Consider the following 17,687-nt stretch of genomic DNA (forward strand, 5'->3'; position numbering starts at 1 on the left):
CAGGGCAAGAGCAACTATAATCGCCGCTTCCGCAAAGGGTGCCTCATGATGTTAGAGATTTTCCACTACGAGTACGGGATCAGTGCCATCGATTCCGGCTACATCCGTCCTCGGCACGCCGCCATCCATTTCGTCGTCGACGCCGGTCGCGTCGCGATCGTCGACACCGGCACCAACGACTCGCTGCCGCGCGTCGAGGCGGCGCTGGAAGCGATGGGGCTCGCCGCGGACAACGTGGACTACGTCATCCTCACCCACGTCCATCTCGACCATGCCGGCGGCGCCGGCTCGCTGATGCGCGCGTTTCCCGGCGCCAAGCTCGTCGTCCATCCGCGTGGCGCCCGCCACATGGCCGATCCGAGCAAACTCGTCGCCGGCGCCGCGGCCGTCTATGGCAGCTCCGAAGTGCGCCGGATGTACGGCGAAGTGCTGCCGATTCCCGCTGAGCGGATCATCGAGGCGCCGCACGAAACGGTGATCCGCCTCGGCAACCGCGAGCTGCTGTGCCTCGACACGCCGGGGCACGCCCGCCACCACATCTGCATTGTCGACCGCAGCGCCAACGCCATCTTCAGCGGCGACACCTTCGGCCTTTCCTACCGCGAGCTCGATACCGACGGCCGCCAGTTCGTCTTCCCGACGACGACACCGGTGCAGTTCGACCCGGTGGCGCTGCACGCGTCGATCGACCTGCTCATGTCGTTCCATCCGCGGGTCATGTATCTGACGCATTTCAGCGAGCTGCGCGATCTCGAGCTGCACGCCGCCGAGCTCCACCGCCAGATCGATGCCCACGTCGCGATCGCCCGCCGCGAGGCGCGCCCGGGGTCGGACCGTCACGCGCGCATCCGCGCCAACCTCGCGCATCTGCTGGTCAACGAGGTCGAGCGCTTCGGCTGCCGGTTGGGGCCTGCCGAGGTGCTCAAGCTGTGGGAGTCCGACATCGAGCTCAATGCCCAGGGCTTGGACATCTGGCTCGACACGTCAGCGAAATAGCCGTCGCGACCAGAACACCGCGAACAGCGCGACGGCGACGCCGCCCATCAGCGCCAGTGCCGACCAGAAGCCGTCCGGCGATTCCAGCCACGGCATGCTGCGGAAATTCATGCCGAAGATGCCGGCGACCAGCGCTGCCGGCATGAACACCGTGGTCAGCAGCGTCAGCGTGCGCACTTCCAGATTGACCCGGTTGCTGACGCTGTTCAGATAGATGTCGAGCAGGCCGGTCAGCAGGTCGCGCAGGTCCTCCAGTTGCTCCAGCAGATGCACCGCGTGATCGTAGATATCGCGCAGGTAGAGCCGCGTCTCGTCGCGGAAGAGCGGCGACGGGCTGCGCTGCAGCGAGCCGATCACTTCGCGCATCGGCCAGATCGTCCGCCGCAGCAGCGACAGTTCCCGCTTCAGCTGGTGCGCCTTCTGCAGCACGTTGCGCTTCGGCCGGCCGAGAATCTCCTCCTCCAGCGCCTCGCACTTGTCGCCGAGGCGTTCGATGATGCTGAAGTAGGCATCGACCATCGCGTCGAGCAGCGCATAGGCGAGGTAGTCGGCGCCGAGTCGGCGCAGCGGGCTCTTCTCGGCGCGCAGCCGCTGCCGCACCGGCTCGAAGGTGCCCGACCGGCGCTCCTGGAAGGTGAGCAGGAAGCCGTCGCCGACGACCAGGCTGATCTGGTCGGTGGCGAGGTCGTCACGCTGCCGGGCGACGTCGTAGATGCGGCCGACGATGAATAGGTAGTCGTCGTAGGCATCGAGCTTCGGCCGCTGGTCGGTGTTCAGGATGTCTTCGAGGACCAGCGGATGCAGCGCGAAGCGGCGGCCGATCGCCGCCATCAGTTCGCTGTCGTGTACGCCGTAAACATTCAGCCAGCGCACCGGGGCCGAATCGTCGATCCCTTCCAGACCGGCGGCGCCGGCGAGCTCGCGTTCGACGATGCCGTCGGGGCCGAACGAGGTCAGCACCAGCGTCGGCGACTCCGTCCTCACCTCGCCGATATGGACCAGCGCGCCCGGCGGCAGGCCGCTCTTCTGCGAACGCCGCTTCTTGATGCGCGGCATCAGCGTGCCTCGCGCAGGTGCTGTAGCGCCGCCGATGCGGCGAACAGGCCGAAGCTCGCGGTGATGCTGATCGACGAGCCGAAGCCGGCGCAGTTGAGGCCGCCGGCGCCCGTCGCCGGCAGGTCGCAGGCGGCGGCCACCGGCGGCTGGATCGGTTCGCTCGAATAGACTGCGGCGACGCCGAAACGCTTCTTCGCATCGCGGGTGAAGCCGTGCGCCTTGCGCAGCTGCGCGCGCACCTTGGCGAGCAGCGGGTCCTGCTCGGTGCGCGCCAGGTCGTCGATGCGGATGCGGCACGGGTCGCTCTTGCCGCCGGCACCGCCGGCGACGACGATCGGCATCCGGCGGGCGCGGCAGTGCGCGATCATCGCCACCTTCGCGCGCACCTGGTCGATCGCATCGACGACGACGGCGAATTCGCCGGCGAGCAGCGTCGCAGCGTTCTCCGGTGTCACGAACTCCTCGATTTCGGTCACCGCGCACTCCGGATTGATCCCCCGGATGCGCTCGGCCATTGCCGTCACCTTGGCCTTGCCGAGGTTCTCGTCGAGCGCGTGCGCCTGCCGGTTCATGTTCGACTCGGCGACGTGGTCGAGGTCGATCAGCGTCAGCCGGCCGACGCCGCTGCGCGCCAGCGCCTCGACCGTCCACGAGCCGACGCCGCCGATGCCGACGACGCAGACGTGCGCGGCGCGGTAGCGCGCCAGCGTCGCGGCGCCGTGCAGCCGCGCGATGCCGCCGAAGCGGCGTTCCAGATCAGCGTCCATGCGCGCCGTCCGTGTGCGGAAGATCCATCGGCCTCAGCTCTCGATGGTGCGCCGGATGACGCGGTTGAACGGCTCAATCCATTCCGGCGCGAACTGCTTGTCGCAGGCGTTGATCTCAGCGATCGCGCGCAGCACCGAGCGGTTGCGGCCGCGGTGGATGTGCTTCAGGATCACCGCCTCGAAGGCGTCGACGATCGCCAGGATCTTCGCGCCGTCGCAGATCTCGCCGCTTTTCAGCCCGGCCGGATAGCCGCTGCCGTCCGGCATCTCGTGGTGCTGAGCGATCATCCGCGCTGCCTCCTCCCAGCCGTCCATGCGCTGCACCAGGCCGGCGGCGTAGCCGGGATGGCTGTGCAGCACCAGCTTTTCCTCGTCGCTCATGCGCCCGGTGTGCAGCCAGAGCGGTTCCGGCAGCAGCATCATGCCGAGGTCGTGCAGGTAGACGGCGGCCTCCAGCTGCACCGGGTCGACCTTCTTGCCGCCGGTCTGGTTGGTCTCCTGCGCCAGGCGCAGGATGCGGTTGGTGCGCCCCTTGAACATCGGCGAGCGGGCTTCCGACTGCAGCGCGATTGCGCGGAAGAAGCGCAGGTCGTCGGCGACCTGCAGGTTCTTGCGCGAGATCGCCGGGCTCTTGCCGATCGGCAGAATGGTGCTCGCCGCCGCCTTGAAACCGGTGACCGACTCGATCAGCGCCGAGGCGGCGGTGTCGATGCCCTCGGGCATCGAGCGTGACATCTTCTCCAGCCCCTGCACCAGCTGCGGCAGGCGCAGGTTGTCGAGCGGGTGGTGCGAGAGCAGCGAGTCGGTGGCCAGCTCGAGGCGGTCGGTGGCGAGCAGGATGGCTTCCGCGGTGAGGTCGGTGAACACCACCTCGCCGGCGCGCAGGCGGGAGAGCAGGCCCTCGATCGGGTGGGCGATGGCGACCGCGAAGTCGACCTTGCACATCGCCGCATCGCCCTTGATGTTGTGCATCGCCCGGAACAGGCTGGCGATCGCCTCGCGATCGCCGGGGACGTCCTTCAGCCGCGAGACGTCGCGTTCGATCGTCAGGACGTGATCGACCAGCGCGTCGAAAAACGTCTGCAGCGCCTCCACGTCCTCGACGTTGGGCGAGACGACCGAACTCATATCCATTGCGGAACCCCTTTACGTCCAGGGTTCCCAGTTTAGCCGAAGCCGGCGCCGCTGCGCAGCCGGCGGCGGCGCCGGCAACGCCGGCGTCATTGCCCCTTGCGCTGTACCACGTAGCCGCGCAGGGCGTCCTCGCGGTAGGCGTAGTCGACCGCGCCCTTGCGCACGATGCCCATTACCAGCATGTTGCCGGACAGTGCGTCGTGGTCGGTCTTCGAGAACGGCTTGTCGTAGGTGGTGATAACGCCGGCGACCGGGCGCCTGAGATCCTCCAGCGCCGCCTTGACGCGCACCGGCTCCGCGCTCTGCGCCTGGTGCAGCGCGTAGAACAGCAGCAGCGCCGCGTCGTAGCCCTGCGCCGCGGCCATCGGCGCCGGAATGATCGGCGTGTTGAACTTCTGCGTGTAGGCGGTGATGAAGGCGTTGCGCCGCTGGAAGCTGGCCTGCTGGATGAAGCTCACCGCGACCAGCGCGCCTTCGCCGGCGGGGCCGGCGCCGTCGATGAAGTTGCGCCAGCACAGCGGCCAGCTGCCCATCAGCTGCACTGGCCACTTCTGCTTCTCGATGCTCTTCGCCAGCACCGCCGCCTCGGGGCCGACGGTGTAGCTGATGACGACGTCGGCGCCGGCGGCCTTCGCCTCCCTGACCTGCTCGGAGAGGTCCTTGACGCCGATCGCGAAGCGCTGCACCGAGACCGGCTTCAGGCCGGCCGCCGCCAGCGCCTGCTCGACGTCGTTCTTGCCGGCTTCGCCGTAGCCGGTGGTGTCGGCGAACAGCGCGAATTTGCGGAAGCCGCGCTTCAGCGCGTCGGCGACGATGAACGGCGCCTGGATCTCGTCGCGCGGCGAGACGCGGAAGATCCAGTTCTCCGGCGCGTCGGCGTACTTCTTGGTCAGCGGCGTGCCGGTCGATACCGGCACGATCAGCGGTACCCGGGCTGTCTGGAAGAGGTCGATCGTCGCCAGCCCGACGCCGGTATTGCAGACGCCGAGCGCGGCCACCACCTTCTCCTTCGCCAGCATCTCGCCGATCGCCTTGCGGGCCGCCTCCGGGTTGGCCTGGTCATCGACCTCGACCAACTCGATCTTCTTGCCGTTGACGCCGCCGGCCATGCCGTTGATCTCCTCGATCGCCAGCCGGATGCCGTTGCGCATCGATACGCCCATGTCCGCCGAACCGCCGCTGAATGGACAGAAGACGCCGATGCGGATGGTCTCCTCGCCGCTCGTCGCCGTCGCCGAGCCCGGCCCGGCGACGGCGAAAAGGGTGAGCAGAAGCGCCCGTGCGAAATACGCTAACTTCATGCCGTGTCTCCATTTTATGGTTGTCAGATGACCTGATTCTATGGCAACGTTTTGCCGTTGACCATCCCCCCCGGAAGCCCCGTCGCTGCGTAAAACAGCGCGGGCTGCGGCGCTCTCGGCTAAACTTCAGCCCCTGAGATTTTTCGCCTGTCTTCCAACCTTTTCCGCAAGGAGTCCTCCATGTCCGTCACTACCACCGCCAGCGGCCTCGTCATCGAAGAGCTGGTCCTCGGCACCGGCGCCGAAGCCAAGCCCGGCAAGCTGGTCGTCGTGCACTACACCGGCTGGCTGACCGACGGCAGCAAGTTCGACTCCAGCCTCGACCGCAACGACCCCTTCGTCTTCCCGCTCGCGCAGCGCTACGTGATTCCCGGCTGGGACGAGGGCGTGCAGGGCATGCGCGTCGGCGGCAAGCGCAAGCTGACCATTCCGCCCGAACTCGGCTACGGTGCCCGCGGCGCCGGCGGCGTGATCCCGCCGAATGCGACGCTGGTCTTCGAAGTCGCGCTGCTCGACGTCAAGGAATGAGCGAAGGCGGGCGTCCTCCGCGCAAGCCGGGCAGCGCGTCCGGGCCGGCCCGGCGCGTGCCGGGGCCGGGCCGCGCCGCGCCCGGCGCCAGCGCCAAGCCGCGCGCGGCCGCGCCCGTGCGGCCGGCACCCTCGTCGGCCGCGACCGCCGCCGATGGCGTGCGCATCTCCAAGCTGATGGCCGAGCGCGGCCTGTGCTCGCGGCGCGAGGCCGATACCTACATCGAGCGCGGCTGGGTCTTCGTCGACGGCCAGCGCGTCACCGAGCTCGGCACCCGCGCGCCGGCCAACGCCCGCATCACGCTGGCGCCGGAAGCGCGCGCCAGGCAGGAAGAGCGCGTCACCATCCTGCTCAACAAGCCGATCGGCTACGTCTCCGGCCAGCCCGAACCCGGCTTCCAGCCGGCGGTGTCGCTGATCGGCCGCGACACGCAATGGCGCGCCGACCAGGGAACGGTATTCCGCCCGGCGCACCTCAAGGGGCTGGCGCCGGCCGGCCGCCTCGACATCGACTCGACCGGCCTGCTGGTGCTGACGCAGGACGGGCGCATCGCCCGGCAGCTGATCGGCGACGACTCCGAGGTGGAGAAGGAATACCTGGTACGCGTCGACGGCCAGCTGGTTCCCGACGGCCTGCGCCTGCTCAATCACGGCCTGTCGCTCGACGGCCGCCCGCTGCGCCCGGCGAAGGTCGAGTGGCTGAACGACGACCAGCTGCGCTTCATCCTGCGCGAGGGACGCAAGCGGCAGATCCGCCGCATGTGCGAGTTGGTCGGCCTCAAGGTCGTCGGCCTGAAGCGCGTGCGCATCGGTCGCGTCCGCCTCGGCGAACTGCCGACCGGGCAGTGGCGCTACCTGCGCGACGACGAGGCGTTCTGAGCGCCGCGCTCGGTGACCCTTCCGAACAAGTTGTAAAGCTTTGTTTCCGTTGTCCCGCAAGGGTTTCGGCGTGCCCTATCCTTGCCGCACGAACATTGCAAGGACCACGGAAATGAACCACACCCGACTCTCCCTCGCCGCCCTGCTGCTCGCTGCCGGCCTCGCCGCGTCCAGTGCCCACGCCCTCGACTTCGGCACCGCGATCGGCGGCGGCGTCGGCGCCGTCGCCGGCGCCGTCATCGGCGACTCGGTCGGCGGCCGCAACGGCGCCATCGTCGGCAGCGGCGTCGGCGGTGCGGTCGGCGCCGTCATCGGCCAGTCGGCCGGCGAGCCGCGCTACTACCCGGCCTATCCCGCCGGCGGCTACCGCGTCCATACGCCGCCGCGCGTCGTCGAATACCACTACTACGAGCCGCCGCAGCGGCACGGGAACGGCTGGGGGCATCGCAAGCACAAGCACCATCACCGCCACGACCACGGCTACTACCGTTACGACGACTGAAACCGGCCGTGGCCGGCCGCAATGAAGCGCCTGGCCTGCCTGCGTCCGGCGGCGGGCAGGTCCAAGGCGGGCGGGCGATAGGGCGACTGACTGCCGCCGCTCCGGCTCAGTCGCAGATCGCCTTGCAGGCCGCCGCGTCGCCGGCGCAGGCCTCGGCGTTGGCGGTGCGGCAGACGGCCTTGCTGCGGTGGGAGAACACCAGGCCGTCGCCATAGCTGCACGCCACCCGCGTCATCTTGCCGTCCGTGCCGACACTGATCTTCGACGCCTTCGCCTGTTTCACCGCCTCCGGCGGCAGGTCGCAGGAGACGTAGGCGTGGAAGGCGCCGTCCGTGGTTTCCCACAGTGCAACGTTCTTCTTCTGGCGGTAGAGCCGGTAGTCGGTGCACACTTCGGCGCCCTTGCCGTAGATGCGTGCGTTGTCGCTGCAGTAGCCGTTGAACGTGAACAGCAGATCGTCCTCGCTCGGACAGCTCGCGACCTGCGCCGCAGTGGCGAGGTCCGGGCAGGCGATTTCGGTTACCGCGGCGGCGGCCGGCAGTGCGGCGACGAGCAGGGTGAGCAGGGGCAGGCGCAACTTCATCGGTCGATCTCCAGTGCGGGAAACGGTGCGGCGGCGCGTGCCGCTGCCGCTATTCTGCCTGTCCGGCCGCCGTGCCGCACCTGCCCGCGGCCCTACGGGCGCCGCAGGAACAGCTCGGGATCGACGGCGCTGCCGCCGACCACCACCACCCAATGCAGGTGCGGTCCGGTGGCGCGGCCGCTGGCGCCGCTGGCGCCGAGCGCGGCGCCGCGCGCCACTGCCTGTCCCGGCGCGACCGCGACCTGCGAGAGGTGGGCGTAGAGCGTCAGCAGTCCCTGCCCGTGGTCGATGACGACGGTGCGGCCGGCGAAATAGAAGTCTTCGACCGCGAGCACCGTGCCGGCCGCCGGCGCCCGCACCGGCTGGCCGCCGGCGACGGCGAGGTCGAGTCCGGAATGCGGCGCGCGCGCTTCGCCGTTGAGTACCCGGCGCAGACCGAAGCGTGCCGACAGCCGGCCGGCCGCCGGCAGCGCGAAGTCGGTGGCCGGCGCGGGCGACGGCGAGAAGTGCCGCTTCAGCGCGTCCAGCCGCTGCTGTTCGGCGACGATGCGTTCCGCGAGCTCGGGCGGCGGCGTCACCATGCGCGCATCCGGGATCGTCAGCCGCTGCGTCGGATAGTGCCGGGCGCGCACGGTGAAGGCCTGTGTGCGCTGCCGGCCGCCGTCGTCGACGGTCGCCTGCTGCGGCCCCGGCACGCTGTCGAGAGGGATGCCGATCAGCGCGAACCAGCGTCCGTTCTCGCGCACCACCGGCTGCGGACGGCCGTCGAAATGCACCTGCGGCGCCGCCGCGCCGGCGAGCTCGAGGACGGCGATGCCGCCGGGAACGGGCAGGTGCCGCGGCAACGCGAGCGCAGCGCCGCAGGCGAGCGCGAGCAGGAGGCCGACGAGGTGGCGGGTGATGGTCGAGGCGTGCTTCAAGGGATGGGCTCCGGGTGTCGCGGCGGCATCCGGGCACCGCCGATCTGGCCGAAAGTCCTGCTGTTCTGCTACCTTAGGAGTCCGTAGCGCACAGTCGCGACGGACGGCGAGGCCGAGAATATACAGTACAGCCGCCTCGCCGGAACCCGCGCCGTTCCGGAATCCCGCCGGCGGCGGGTCGAACCGAGGAGGAATGGAGATGGCGGATGAACAGCTGCGCGGTGCGGGACTCGCGCTGCGCTTCGACCCCGAGGCAAGAGCACTGATCGCGACCGTCGAACCGGTCGCCGCGTCGGCGCCGATCGACGAGTCCTGGCTGCGCGCGCGCATCGCCGAGCTTGGCCACGCGGGGCTGCGCTACCTGCCGGCGGCGGCCACCGTGCTGCTCGGCAAGTACAACTCCGGCGCGCCGGTGGCGGCGCTGCGGCTCGCCGAATGCGTGGACGCCGCCTTCACCGTGAGCCTCGTCCCGGACGGGCTTTCCGCAATGCTCGACATCACGCCGGCGCAGGGCGGCGACCCGGTGGATGCTGCCGCCGTACTGGCCGAGCTGGCCGCCAAGGGCGTCAGCAGCGGCATCGACGAGGACGCGATCCGCCAAGCGGCGGCCGCCGGTGCAGCGACCGGCGTCGTCGTCGCCCGTGGCCGGCCGCCGGTGCATGGCGAGGACGCTCGCTTCGAGCGCCTGCTGCCGGATGCCCGCGACCGCTCGCCGAAGGTGGACGAATCGGGGCGCATCGACTACCGCGACCTCGGCGACATTGCCGTCGTCCATCCCGGCGAGCGGCTGATGCTGCGCCATCCGGCCACCGACGGCATCCCCGGGATGACCCTGCTCGGCGTGCCGATGGCGGCGCGGCCGGGCAAGGAGGCGCTGTTCGCCGGCAACCTTTCCGGTGTCAGCGTCGATCCCGGCAACCCCAACCTGCTGCTCGCCGCGATCGTCGGCCAGCCGGTGCAGGTCGCCGCCGGCATGATCGTCGAGCCGGTCTACTCGGTCGGCGAGGTCGGCACCGCCAGTGGCAACATCAGCTTTGACGGCAGCGTCGTGATCAAGGGCGACGTCGCCGCCGGCATGAGCGTGCGCGCCAGCGGCGACATCGAGGTCGGCGGCATGGTCGAGGCGGCGACGCTGGAGGCCGGCGGCAGCATCGTCATCAAGGGCGGCGTCGTTGGCAACCTCGGCCGCAAGGAAGGCGGCGAGCAGCACCTGCGCTGCGGCGGCTCCTTCCACGCCGCCTACGCGCAGCAGGCGAAGATCGAGGCCGGCGACAGCATCTTCATCGACGACACCGCGATGCAGTGCGAGCTGACCGCGGTGAACCACATCCTGGTCGGCGGCAAGCGCCGCGGCCACATCATCGGCGGCAAGGCGCAGGCGACGCTGTCGATCAAGGGCAAGGTGCTCGGCTCGCCGAATCGCGTCGCGACGCGCTTCGAGATCGGCGTCGACCCGAACCTGCACAAGCTTGCGCAGGAAAAGGCCAAGCTGCGCGACGGCAAGGAGACGCAGCTGCTCGAGATCAGCAAGCTGCTCGATTTCGCGCGTCAGAACCCGCAGCGGATCCGGCCGGAGATGCTGGAGAAGGCACGCGGCACCGCCGCCGTGCTCGCCGACGAGATCGCCGCGATCCGCGAGGAGGAGCAGGCGCTGGAGCGGAAGATCGAGCTCGCGCAGCAATCGCGCGTGATCGCCGAGGAGGCGATTTACGAGGGCGTCGACGTCTATCTGGGCAACCAGCGCTACCGCGTCGCCGGCGAACACGGCGCCGGTTCGATCGGCCTCGGCAAGGGCGGCCTCGGCCTGCTCGCCGACGAGGGCTGAGGTCGGCGCTCAGCCGATGTCGACCGTCGAGTCGCAGCCGGCGCCGGCGGCGATCCAGCGCGCGAACAGGCGGGCGGCGAACCGGTCGGCCGCGCGCGGCAGCCAGCGCAGATGGCGCGCCGGGGCGCAGAGCAGGCCGCAGCGGTAGCGCGCCTCTGCCGCCTGCCAGATGAGCGCCGGGCAGGGGCCGTGCCGCTGCCGGAACAGCAGCATGCCGACCGGGCACGGCTCGGCCGCGCAGCAGACGCCGCAGCCGTTGCACGGCGCACCGACGGCCGGTTTCGCCGGCGCCGCCCGCTGCAGATGGACGACTTGCAGGTGCCGCGCGTCGCTCATCGCCTCACTCCGCGCGCAGCGCCTCGACCGGGTCCAGCCGCGCCGCGCGCCGCGCCGGCAGCACGCCGGCGGCGAGGCCGATGGCGACCGCCACCGCCTCCGCCAGCAGAACGAAGCTGAGCGGCGTATGCACCGGCAGTTCCGGCACCGCCAGGTGGATGATCTGCGCCAGGCCGATGCCGAGCGCGAGGCCGAGCAGGCCGCCGAGCGCGGAGAGCGCCACCGCCTCGCCGAGGAACAGGCCGAGGATGGTCCGCCGCGGCGCGCCGAGCGCGACCAGCAGGCCGATCTCGCCGGTGCGCTCGCTGACGGCGATGGTCATGATGGTGACGATGCCGACGCCGCCGACCAAGAGCGAGATGCTGCCGAGCGCGCCGACCGCCATGGTCAGGATGTCGAGGATCTTGGAGAGCGTCTTCAGCATGTCCTCCTGCGTCGTGATCGTGAAGTCCTCGCGGCCGTGGCGTGCCGTCAGCGTCGCCTTGATCGCCGAACTCACCTGCGCCGCCGGCACGCCTTCGGCGTAGGAGACGTGGATCTCCATCAGCCCGTCGCGGTTGAACAGCTCGAGCGCGCGCGCCGCCGGAATGTAGGCGGTGTCGTCGAGGTCGATGCCGAGGAACTGCCCCTTGCTCTCGAGCACGCCGACGATGCGGAACTGGTTGCTGCCGATGCGCAGCTTGGCGCCGAGCGGGTTGGCGCTGCCGAACAGCTCCTCCTTCAGCTTCGAGCCGAGGACGACGAAGGCGCGCGCGCTCTCCAGATCCTCCGCCGGCAGGAACTGGCCGCTCTTCACCTTGATGTTGAACACCTGCGCCATCGCCGCGCTGACGCCGTAGGCCGTCGTCCGCCGCAGGCGGCCGTTGGCGCTGACCTCGGTGTTGCCCCAGATCGTCGGCGTCACCGCGGCGACCTGCGGCAGCCGTTCCAGGCTCTGCGCATCGGCCAGCGTCAGCGGCCGCACCGAGGTCGGGATGCCGGAGGGGTGCGGCCCGGCGGTCTTGGTCTTGCCCGGGCCGACGGCGATGACATTGGTGCCGAACTGTGTGAACTCGGCGAGCACGAAGCGGTGGATGCCCTCGCCGATCGAGGTCAGCAGGATCACCGCGGCGATGCCGACGGCGATGCCGAGCAGCGTCAGGAAGGAGCGCAGGCGGTGCGCGGTGATCGCGCGCAGCGCCAGTTGCAGGGAATCGGCCGGGCGGATCACGACGCGCTCACCGTTTCGACAGCGCCCGCACCGGGTCCATGCGCGCCGCACGGCGCGCCGGCAGCACGCCGAAGAGCAGCCCGGTGACGAGCGCCGTCGCCAGCCCGGCGACCACCGCCCAGGCCGGCGGCCAGGCCGGGAAGGCCGGGTAGAGGTGACGGATCAGCGCCGCGCCGGCGTGACCGAGCAGGTAGCCGAAGAGGGCGCCGGCGAGCGAGAGCATGCCGGCCTCGGTCAGGAAGGCGAGGCGGATGGTGCCGCCGGTGGCGCCGAGCGCCTTCAGCAGGCCGATCTCGGCGGTGCGCTGGGTCACCGAGACGAGCATCACGTTCATCACCAGGATGCCGGCCACCGCCAGGCTGATCGCGGCGATGCCGGCGACGCCCAGCGTCAGCGCGCCGAGCAGGCGGTCGAAGGTGGCCAGCACCGCATCCTGGGTGATCACCGTGACGTCCAGTTCGTCGTCGTGGCGGAGCCTGACGATCTCCTCGACCTGCGCCTTCGCCGGCGCGATCGCCTCGCGCCCGGTCGCCTCGACCAGCACGCGGAACAGCGTGTTGCTGTTGAACATCGCCTGCGCCAGCGCCACCGGCACGATCACCAGTTCGTCGGTGTTCATCCCCAGCCCCTGGCCGCTCGACGCGAGCACGCCGACGACGCGGAAGCGGCGGTCGCCGACGCGCACCAGCCGGCCCAGCGCCGGCTCGCTGCCGAACATCTCGTCGCGGATCTTGGCCCCGATCACCGCCTCGCTGGCGCCGCGCCGCCAGTCGCCGGCGGCCAGGAAGCGGCCCTGCGCCAGCGCCAGCCGGCGCACCTCGATGAACTCGGCGGTGGTGCCGGCGACCATCACCTCGCGCAGGCGGCCGCCGACGCTGATCTCCGAGGTGCCCACCGCCAGCGGCGCGACCCGGCGCACTGCGCGCGCCCGCTGCAGCGCCTCGGCGTCGTCGACGGTCAGGTCGCGCGGCGTGCTGGTGATGGCGTTGCCGGGGTTGAAGCCGCCGGTCTGCGAGCGGCCGGGGAGGACGATCACCAGGTTGCTGCCGATCGCCGAGAACTCGTTGATCACATAGCGCCGCGCGCCGTCGCCGAGCGCGGTGAGTACGACCACGGCGGCGACGCCGATGGCCATCGCCAGCACCAGCAGCACGGTACGCAGCGGGTTGCCGGTGGCGGCGTCGCGCGCGAAGCGGAGCAGGTCAGGGGCGCGCATGGCGGAAGGGGCGCGTCCCGTTCAGGCCGCGGCCGAGTCGCGCTTGAGCGACCCGTCCTCCATCTGCAGCCGGCGCCGCGCGCGGCCGCCGAGCGCGGCGTCGTGGGTGACGACGATCAGCGTCACGCCCTGCGCATTGAGCTCCTCGAGCAGGCGCACGACCTCGTCGCCGGTGGCGCGGTCGAGGTTGCCGGTCGGCTCGTCGGCGAGGATCACCGCCGGCCGCATGATCGTCGCGCGGGCGATCGCGACGCGCTGGCGCTGGCCGCCGGAAAGCTCGTCCGGGCGGTGGCCGGCGCGGTCGGCGAGGCCGTAGTCCTTGAGCGCCTGCGCGACGCGCGCGGCGCGCTCGGCCGGCGGGATGCCGGCCAGCGTCATCGGCAGTGCGATGTTCTCGGCGGCGGTCAGCCGCGGCACCAGGTGGAAGCTCTGGAAGACGAAGCCGATCCGTTCGCTCCTGACGCGCGCCTGCTCCTCGGGCGACAGCGTCGTCACGTCGCGCCCCTCCAGCCGGTAGGTGCCGGCGTTGGGGCGGTCGAGCAGGCCGACCAGGTTCAGCAGCGTCGACTTGCCGGAGCCCGACGGCCCCATCACCGCGACGTACTCGCCGGCGTCGATCTGCAGGTCGAGCCGGTGCAGCGCATGCACCTCGCTGTCGCCGAGGTGGAAGACGCGCTCGATGCCGGCGAGCGCGATCAGCGGCGCCGCCATCACTTGCCGCCGTTCTTCTTCTCGTCGGCGACCCAGGCAGCACCGGCCTTGACGCCTTCGCGTTCGAGCGAGGTGACGACGCGCTCGCCGGCGGCGAGTCCGTCGACCACCTCGGTGTATTCCCAGTTCGACAGCCCGGTCTTCAGCTGCCGCTCGGCGAGCCGGCCGTCGCTGCCGGCGACCAGCACGCGGCCGCCTTCCTGCAGCGCCGAGGTCGGCACGCGCACGACGTTCTCGCGCACGGCGAGGATCACCTCGATGTCGGCGCTGTAGCCGACGAGCAGCTTGCCTGGCGCCTGCGGGTCGTCGAACAGCGCCTCGACGTCGACCGTGCGCGCCTGCTTCTCGACCGCCGAGACGTAGGGCGCGACGCGCTTCACCTTGCCCGGGAAGCTCCGCTTCGGCAGCGCGTCGAGGCTGATGCGCACCGGCTGGCCGGCGGCGATCTTCGGCGCGTCGACCTCGTCCATCGGCGCCTTGACGTAGAGGCAGGAGTCGTCGATCAGGTCGATCGCCGGCGGCGTCGGCACGCCGGGGGGCGACGGGGTGGAGTACTCGCCGACCTCGCCGACGATCTTGGCGACGGTGCCGTCGAAGGGCGCGTAGAGCACGGTGCGCCCCTGCTCGACGCGGGTCGCCTTGAGCCTGGCGTCGGCCGACGCGACCTCGGCCTTCGCCGCCGCGCAGCCGGCGTGCTTGGCGTCGGCCTCGGCGCGCGCCGCCTCCTCGCGCGAGCCGGAGACGAAGCCGCGCGCGCGCAGCGAGGCCTGGCGCTCGGCTTCCTTTGCCGCGTTGGCGGCCAGCGTGCACACCTCGTTCACCCGCCGCCGCGCCGTTTCCATCTGCGCGCCGGCGAGCGTCGCCTGCGCCTGCTGGTCGTCGTTCCACAGCTTCATCAGCAGCTGGCCCTTCTGTACGCGGTCGCCTTCCTTCACCGCCAGCAGCTCGATGCGGCCGCCGACGATGGTCGACAGCTTGGTGCGCTGGCAGGCCTCGACGGTGCCGGCGCGGGTGTTGGCGATGCTGGCCTCGACCTTGCCGCGGTCGATCTCGGCCAGCGCGACGGCCACCGGCTTCGGCCGGCCGGCCCACCAGACGGCGGCGGCGACGAGGGCGATCACGGCCAGCGCGAGCGGCAGGCGGCGGGTCAGGGTGCCGGGTTTCATCGGGTCGGTCTTTCCGCGGGTCGATTAGCGAACGGCGATATTGTCGCACCGGAGCGCGCCGCGTGGGGTGCCGTCGTCATGGCGGCCGCGCCGCCGGGGGCTGCGCGCGGCCGGCACAGCGCCCCGGGCGCGGCGCTCAGCGGAAGCGGTTGATCGCGTCGCGCGTTTCGGCGGCGACGCGGCGCGCCGCGTCGGCGAAGTTCTCGTCCTTGCCGGCGTAGAGGATGGCGCGCGAGGAATTGATCATCAGCCCGCTGCCGGCGGCGCTGCGGCCGGCCTTCACCGTCGCCTCGATGTCGCCGCCCTGGGCGCCGATGCCCGGCACCAGCAGCGGCATGTCGCCGGTCAGCGCGCGCACGCGGGCGATCTCGGCGGGGAAGGTGGCGCCGACCACCAGCGCGCACTGGCCGTTGCCGTTCCACTCCTCGGCCACCAGCCGGGCGACGTGCTCGTAGAGCTTGACGCCGCCGCCGACGTCGAGGAACTGCAGGTCGCTGCCGCCGGGGTTCGAAGTGCGGCAGAGCAGGATCACGCCCTTGTTCCTGTAGGCGAGGTAGGGCTCGACCGAGTCGCGGCCCATGTACGGGTTGGCGGTGACGGCGTCGGCGCCGTAGCGCTCGAAGGCCTCGACCGCGTACTGCTCGGCGGTGCTGCCGATGTCGCCGCGCTTGGCGTCGAGGATCACCGGGATGCCGGGGTGGGTGATGCGGATGTGCGCGATCAGCGCCTCCAGCTGGTCCTCGGCGCGGCGCGCGGCGAAGTAGGCGATCTGCGGCTTGAAGCAGCAGGCAAGGTCGGCGGTGGCGTCGACGATGCTGCGGCAGAACTCGAAGATCGCGTCGTTGCGCCCCTGCAGGTGCACCGGGAACTTGGCCGGGTCGGGGTCGAGTCCGACGCAGAGCAGGGAGTCGTTGCGCGTCCACGCAGCCTGGAGTGATTCGATGAAAGTCATGGTCCGTCCTTGGTCTTGTTGTCGCCGGCGGCGGTCGGGCGTGCCCGTTTCTCGTGGAAGCGGGCGTTCTTGTCCTCGTTCGCGAAGCGGAAGCGGCCGGCCAGCGTGCAGCCCTTCATGCCCGGGTCGCACGGCAGGTCGTTCACCTTCGTGCAGCGGTCATTCACTTCGTGGGGGCAGCCCCAGCCTCCGGCCATCGCCTTCGTCCGAACGGTAAAAACGCCATTTTCGCATGCCGGCGTCCCGGCCGGCGTCAGGTGCGCTGCGCGAGCACCAGGTAGCCCTGCACTTTGTCCTGCGCGTCGAGCAGCAGCGAGGCCTGTAGGTCGATGCCGGCCACCGTGCGCTGGAGCGCGCCGGCGGCGAGCGCCGCTTCGGCGAGCTCGCCGTCCACCTCGCGCCAGCCGAGCAGGCGGAGGATACCGCGCAGGTCCTGGCCGCCGATGTCGGCGACGCGCAGGCCGAGCACGTCGGCGACCGCCGGCGTCGCGTAGGAGATGCGGTAGCTGAGGTCGGCGGCGAGCAGCGCGGTGCCGGTCGCCGAGCGCAGGATGTTGGTCAGCAGCAGCTTTTCGTCGATCGCCAGCGCCGCTTGCTTCAGCTCGTGCGCCTGCTTCTCGACGATCTCCTTGAGGTAGCCGACGTAGCCGCCCTCCAGCCCGAGCACGATGTCGTGGTGCGTGAGCAGGCCGCAGACGGCGCCGCGATCGTCGACCACCACCAGGCGGCGGATGCGCGCCTCGGCCATCGATTTCACCGCCTCGTGCAGCAGCCCGCCGGGCCGTACCGTGCGCACCGGCGTGCACATCGTCTCGGCCAGCGTCAGCCGCTCCGGGGCCGAGTGCTGGTTGCACAGGCGGACCACGTCGCGCTCGGTCAGCACGCCGATCGGCGCGCCCGCCGCATCGACGACGACGACGCAGCTCTGGCGCTCGGCCAGCATCTGCGCCGCCGCGTTGCCGACCGTCGCCGTCGGCGGCAGGCGGCCGATGCGGGTGCTCATGACGCCGCCGATGTCCTTGAAGGTCATGAAGTACTCGATGCCGAAGTCGCGCATCAGGTCGCCCTCGCTGGCGACGCCGACGATGCGCCCGGCGTCGTCGGTCACCGCCAGGTGGCGGATGCCGCTGCCGACCATGCGGTGGTAGGCGTCGATGCACAGCGTGCGGTCGGTGACGGTGATCACCGGCGACTGCATCAGGTCGGCGCAGCTCCTTTGCTTGACGTCGCCGCCGTGGTGCACGGCGCGCACGATGTCGCGCTCGGTGATGATGCCGAGGATCAGCTCGCCCTCGGTGACCAGTACCGAGCTCACCGCCCGGTGCTGCATCAGCGCCAGCGTCGCCTCGACCGTCTCCTCGGGGCCGACCTGCCAGACCGTGCTGCTCATCACGGCCGAAATCAGTTTGCTGTTGGTGTCCATGTCGTTTTCCTTGTCGGGCCGCGCGGCCCTCGCGCCGGGGATTCTAATCCGCCCGCGCGGCCGCGGCCATGCCGCGCCCTCGCCCGGCGCCATGGCTTCGGCCGTATAATGCGTACGGCATCAATCGGCGCCGCCGTATGACCCAGATCAAAGCCCGGCCTCCCCCCACCGGCTTACGATCCC

19 protein-coding genes are annotated in these 17,687 nt (G+C 70.8%); 5 read left to right on the forward strand and 14 right to left on the reverse strand.

Going from position 1 to position 17,687, the window contains the following annotated elements; translation table 11 throughout:
• The first annotated feature begins 45 nt into the window (after nucleotides 1–45).
• Complete coding sequence (locus tag IWH25_RS07395) at nucleotides 46–996, forward strand: MBL fold metallo-hydrolase (protein ID WP_338022731.1); 951 nt, start codon at nucleotides 46–48, stop codon at nucleotides 994–996.
• Here IWH25_RS07395 and corA read toward each other — a convergent pair.
• The 4 genes from corA to IWH25_RS07415 form a co-directional block, all read right to left on the reverse strand.
• On the reverse strand, nucleotides 985–2,052 hold the full coding sequence (gene corA / locus IWH25_RS07400; RefSeq protein ID WP_203388674.1) for a magnesium/cobalt transporter CorA: 1,068 nt from the start codon (nucleotides 2,050–2,052) through the stop codon (nucleotides 985–987). The genes IWH25_RS07395 and corA overlap by 12 nt on opposite strands.
• Nucleotides 2,052–2,819: a tRNA threonylcarbamoyladenosine dehydratase gene (locus IWH25_RS07405; protein WP_203388675.1), complete on the reverse strand. Its 768-nt coding sequence runs from the start codon at nucleotides 2,817–2,819 to the stop codon at nucleotides 2,052–2,054. Before IWH25_RS07405 ends, corA begins: the two co-directional genes overlap by 1 nt.
• A 33-nt stretch (nucleotides 2,820–2,852) precedes the next feature.
• A complete protein-coding gene (locus IWH25_RS07410; protein WP_203388676.1) occupies nucleotides 2,853–3,953 on the reverse strand; it encodes an HD domain-containing phosphohydrolase in 1,101 nt (366 codons plus the stop codon).
• 86 nt (nucleotides 3,954–4,039) lie between these two features.
• On the reverse strand, nucleotides 4,040–5,254 hold the full coding sequence (locus IWH25_RS07415) for an ABC transporter substrate-binding protein (protein ID WP_203388677.1): 1,215 nt from the start codon (nucleotides 5,252–5,254) through the stop codon (nucleotides 4,040–4,042).
• Between the two features lie 180 nt (nucleotides 5,255–5,434).
• Between IWH25_RS07415 and IWH25_RS07420 the strand changes: the two genes are divergently transcribed.
• The 3 genes from IWH25_RS07420 to IWH25_RS07430 all read left to right on the forward strand — a co-directional run bounded on the left by IWH25_RS07420 (nucleotide 5,435) and on the right by IWH25_RS07430 (nucleotide 7,162).
• Nucleotides 5,435–5,782: an FKBP-type peptidyl-prolyl cis-trans isomerase gene (locus tag IWH25_RS07420; RefSeq protein ID WP_203388678.1), complete on the forward strand. Its 348-nt coding sequence runs from the start codon at nucleotides 5,435–5,437 to the stop codon at nucleotides 5,780–5,782.
• A 116-nt stretch (nucleotides 5,783–5,898) separates the two neighbouring features.
• The gene (locus IWH25_RS07425) at nucleotides 5,899–6,660 is read left to right on the forward strand and encodes a pseudouridine synthase (protein WP_238999030.1); all 762 of its coding nucleotides are present in this window, start codon (nucleotides 5,899–5,901) and stop codon (nucleotides 6,658–6,660) included.
• Between the two features lie 112 nt (nucleotides 6,661–6,772).
• Nucleotides 6,773–7,162, forward strand: coding sequence for a glycine zipper domain-containing protein (locus tag IWH25_RS07430; protein WP_203388680.1), 390 nt, complete (start codon nucleotides 6,773–6,775; stop codon nucleotides 7,160–7,162).
• Between the two features lie 106 nt (nucleotides 7,163–7,268).
• Here IWH25_RS07430 and IWH25_RS07435 read toward each other — a convergent pair whose 3' ends face one another.
• Together IWH25_RS07435 and IWH25_RS07440 are read right to left on the reverse strand one after the other, a co-directional pair.
• Nucleotides 7,269–7,745, reverse strand: coding sequence for a hypothetical protein (locus IWH25_RS07435; RefSeq protein ID WP_203388681.1), 477 nt, complete (start codon nucleotides 7,743–7,745; stop codon nucleotides 7,269–7,271).
• Nucleotides 7,746–7,837: 92 nt separating this feature from the next.
• Entirely contained in the window at nucleotides 7,838–8,665 is an 828-nt protein-coding gene (locus IWH25_RS07440) for a peptidoglycan DD-metalloendopeptidase family protein (protein ID WP_203389315.1), read from the reverse strand.
• A gap of 199 nt (nucleotides 8,666–8,864) precedes the next feature.
• Between IWH25_RS07440 and IWH25_RS07445 the strand changes: the two genes are divergently transcribed.
• Complete coding sequence (locus IWH25_RS07445) at nucleotides 8,865–10,490, forward strand: DUF342 domain-containing protein (RefSeq protein ID WP_203388682.1); 1,626 nt, start codon at nucleotides 8,865–8,867, stop codon at nucleotides 10,488–10,490.
• A 9-nt stretch (nucleotides 10,491–10,499) separates the two neighbouring features.
• On the opposite strand, the gene IWH25_RS07450 is transcribed toward IWH25_RS07445, so the two are convergent.
• The 8 genes from IWH25_RS07450 to IWH25_RS07485 all read right to left on the reverse strand — a co-directional run bounded on the left by IWH25_RS07450 (nucleotide 10,500) and on the right by IWH25_RS07485 (nucleotide 17,504).
• On the reverse strand, nucleotides 10,500–10,826 hold the full coding sequence (locus IWH25_RS07450; RefSeq protein WP_203388683.1) for a hypothetical protein: 327 nt from the start codon (nucleotides 10,824–10,826) through the stop codon (nucleotides 10,500–10,502).
• Nucleotides 10,827–10,830: 4 nt separating this feature from the next.
• Entirely contained in the window at nucleotides 10,831–12,033 is a 1,203-nt protein-coding gene (locus IWH25_RS07455) for an ABC transporter permease (protein ID WP_203389182.1), read from the reverse strand.
• A 10-nt stretch (nucleotides 12,034–12,043) separates the two neighbouring features.
• Nucleotides 12,044–13,252 (reverse strand): ABC transporter permease, encoded by a 1,209-nt coding sequence (locus IWH25_RS07460; protein WP_203388684.1) that lies wholly within the window; start codon nucleotides 13,250–13,252, stop codon nucleotides 12,044–12,046.
• A gap of 21 nt (nucleotides 13,253–13,273) precedes the next feature.
• A complete protein-coding gene (locus tag IWH25_RS07465) occupies nucleotides 13,274–13,963 on the reverse strand; it encodes an ABC transporter ATP-binding protein (RefSeq protein ID WP_203388685.1) in 690 nt (229 codons plus the stop codon).
• Nucleotides 13,963–15,129 carry an efflux RND transporter periplasmic adaptor subunit gene (locus IWH25_RS07470; protein WP_203388686.1) on the reverse strand — a complete coding sequence of 389 codons (1,167 nt, stop codon included), beginning with the start codon at nucleotides 15,127–15,129 and terminating at the stop codon, nucleotides 13,963–13,965. The genes IWH25_RS07465 and IWH25_RS07470 overlap by 1 nt, the downstream gene beginning before the upstream one ends.
• A gap of 136 nt (nucleotides 15,130–15,265) precedes the next feature.
• Complete coding sequence (gene pyrF, locus IWH25_RS07475) at nucleotides 15,266–16,081, reverse strand: orotidine-5'-phosphate decarboxylase (protein WP_203388687.1); 816 nt, start codon at nucleotides 16,079–16,081, stop codon at nucleotides 15,266–15,268.
• Nucleotides 16,078–16,278: a hypothetical protein gene (locus IWH25_RS07480; RefSeq protein WP_203388688.1), complete on the reverse strand. Its 201-nt coding sequence runs from the start codon at nucleotides 16,276–16,278 to the stop codon at nucleotides 16,078–16,080. Before IWH25_RS07480 ends, pyrF begins: the two co-directional genes overlap by 4 nt.
• Before the next feature lie 56 nt (nucleotides 16,279–16,334).
• Entirely contained in the window at nucleotides 16,335–17,504 is a 1,170-nt protein-coding gene (locus IWH25_RS07485) for a CBS domain-containing protein (protein ID WP_203388689.1), read from the reverse strand.
• Between the last annotated feature and the right edge of the window lie 183 nt (nucleotides 17,505–17,687).

It is taken from the genome of Azospira restricta, assembly GCF_016858125.1.
GTDB lineage: Bacteria > Pseudomonadota > Gammaproteobacteria > Burkholderiales > Rhodocyclaceae > Proximibacter > Proximibacter restrictus.

What these genes read in the sequence shown, in the direction of transcription:
- IWH25_RS07395 (WP_338022731.1), top strand. Translation starts at nt 46, where the DNA reads ATGATGTTAGAGATTTTCCACTACGAGTACGGGATCAGTGCCATCGAT.
- corA (WP_203388674.1), bottom strand. Translation starts at nt 2,052, where the DNA reads ATGCCGCGCATCAAGAAGCGGCGTTCGCAGAAGAGCGGCCTGCCGCCG.
- IWH25_RS07405 (WP_203388675.1), bottom strand. Translation starts at nt 2,819, where the DNA reads ATGGACGCTGATCTGGAACGCCGCTTCGGCGGCATCGCGCGGCTGCAC.
- IWH25_RS07410 (WP_203388676.1), bottom strand. Translation starts at nt 3,953, where the DNA reads ATGGATATGAGTTCGGTCGTCTCGCCCAACGTCGAGGACGTGGAGGCG.
- IWH25_RS07415 (WP_203388677.1), bottom strand. Translation starts at nt 5,254, where the DNA reads ATGAAGTTAGCGTATTTCGCACGGGCGCTTCTGCTCACCCTTTTCGCC.
- IWH25_RS07420 (WP_203388678.1), top strand. Translation starts at nt 5,435, where the DNA reads ATGTCCGTCACTACCACCGCCAGCGGCCTCGTCATCGAAGAGCTGGTC.
- IWH25_RS07430 (WP_203388680.1), top strand. Translation starts at nt 6,773, where the DNA reads ATGAACCACACCCGACTCTCCCTCGCCGCCCTGCTGCTCGCTGCCGGC.
- IWH25_RS07435 (WP_203388681.1), bottom strand. Translation starts at nt 7,745, where the DNA reads ATGAAGTTGCGCCTGCCCCTGCTCACCCTGCTCGTCGCCGCACTGCCG.
- IWH25_RS07445 (WP_203388682.1), top strand. Translation starts at nt 8,865, where the DNA reads ATGGCGGATGAACAGCTGCGCGGTGCGGGACTCGCGCTGCGCTTCGAC.
- IWH25_RS07450 (WP_203388683.1), bottom strand. Translation starts at nt 10,826, where the DNA reads ATGAGCGACGCGCGGCACCTGCAAGTCGTCCATCTGCAGCGGGCGGCG.
- IWH25_RS07460 (WP_203388684.1), bottom strand. Translation starts at nt 13,252, where the DNA reads ATGCGCGCCCCTGACCTGCTCCGCTTCGCGCGCGACGCCGCCACCGGC.
- IWH25_RS07465 (WP_203388685.1), bottom strand. Translation starts at nt 13,963, where the DNA reads ATGGCGGCGCCGCTGATCGCGCTCGCCGGCATCGAGCGCGTCTTCCAC.
- IWH25_RS07470 (WP_203388686.1), bottom strand. Translation starts at nt 15,129, where the DNA reads ATGAAACCCGGCACCCTGACCCGCCGCCTGCCGCTCGCGCTGGCCGTG.
- pyrF (WP_203388687.1), bottom strand. Translation starts at nt 16,081, where the DNA reads ATGACTTTCATCGAATCACTCCAGGCTGCGTGGACGCGCAACGACTCC.
- IWH25_RS07480 (WP_203388688.1), bottom strand. Translation starts at nt 16,278, where the DNA reads ATGGCCGGAGGCTGGGGCTGCCCCCACGAAGTGAATGACCGCTGCACG.
- IWH25_RS07485 (WP_203388689.1), bottom strand. Translation starts at nt 17,504, where the DNA reads ATGGACACCAACAGCAAACTGATTTCGGCCGTGATGAGCAGCACGGTC.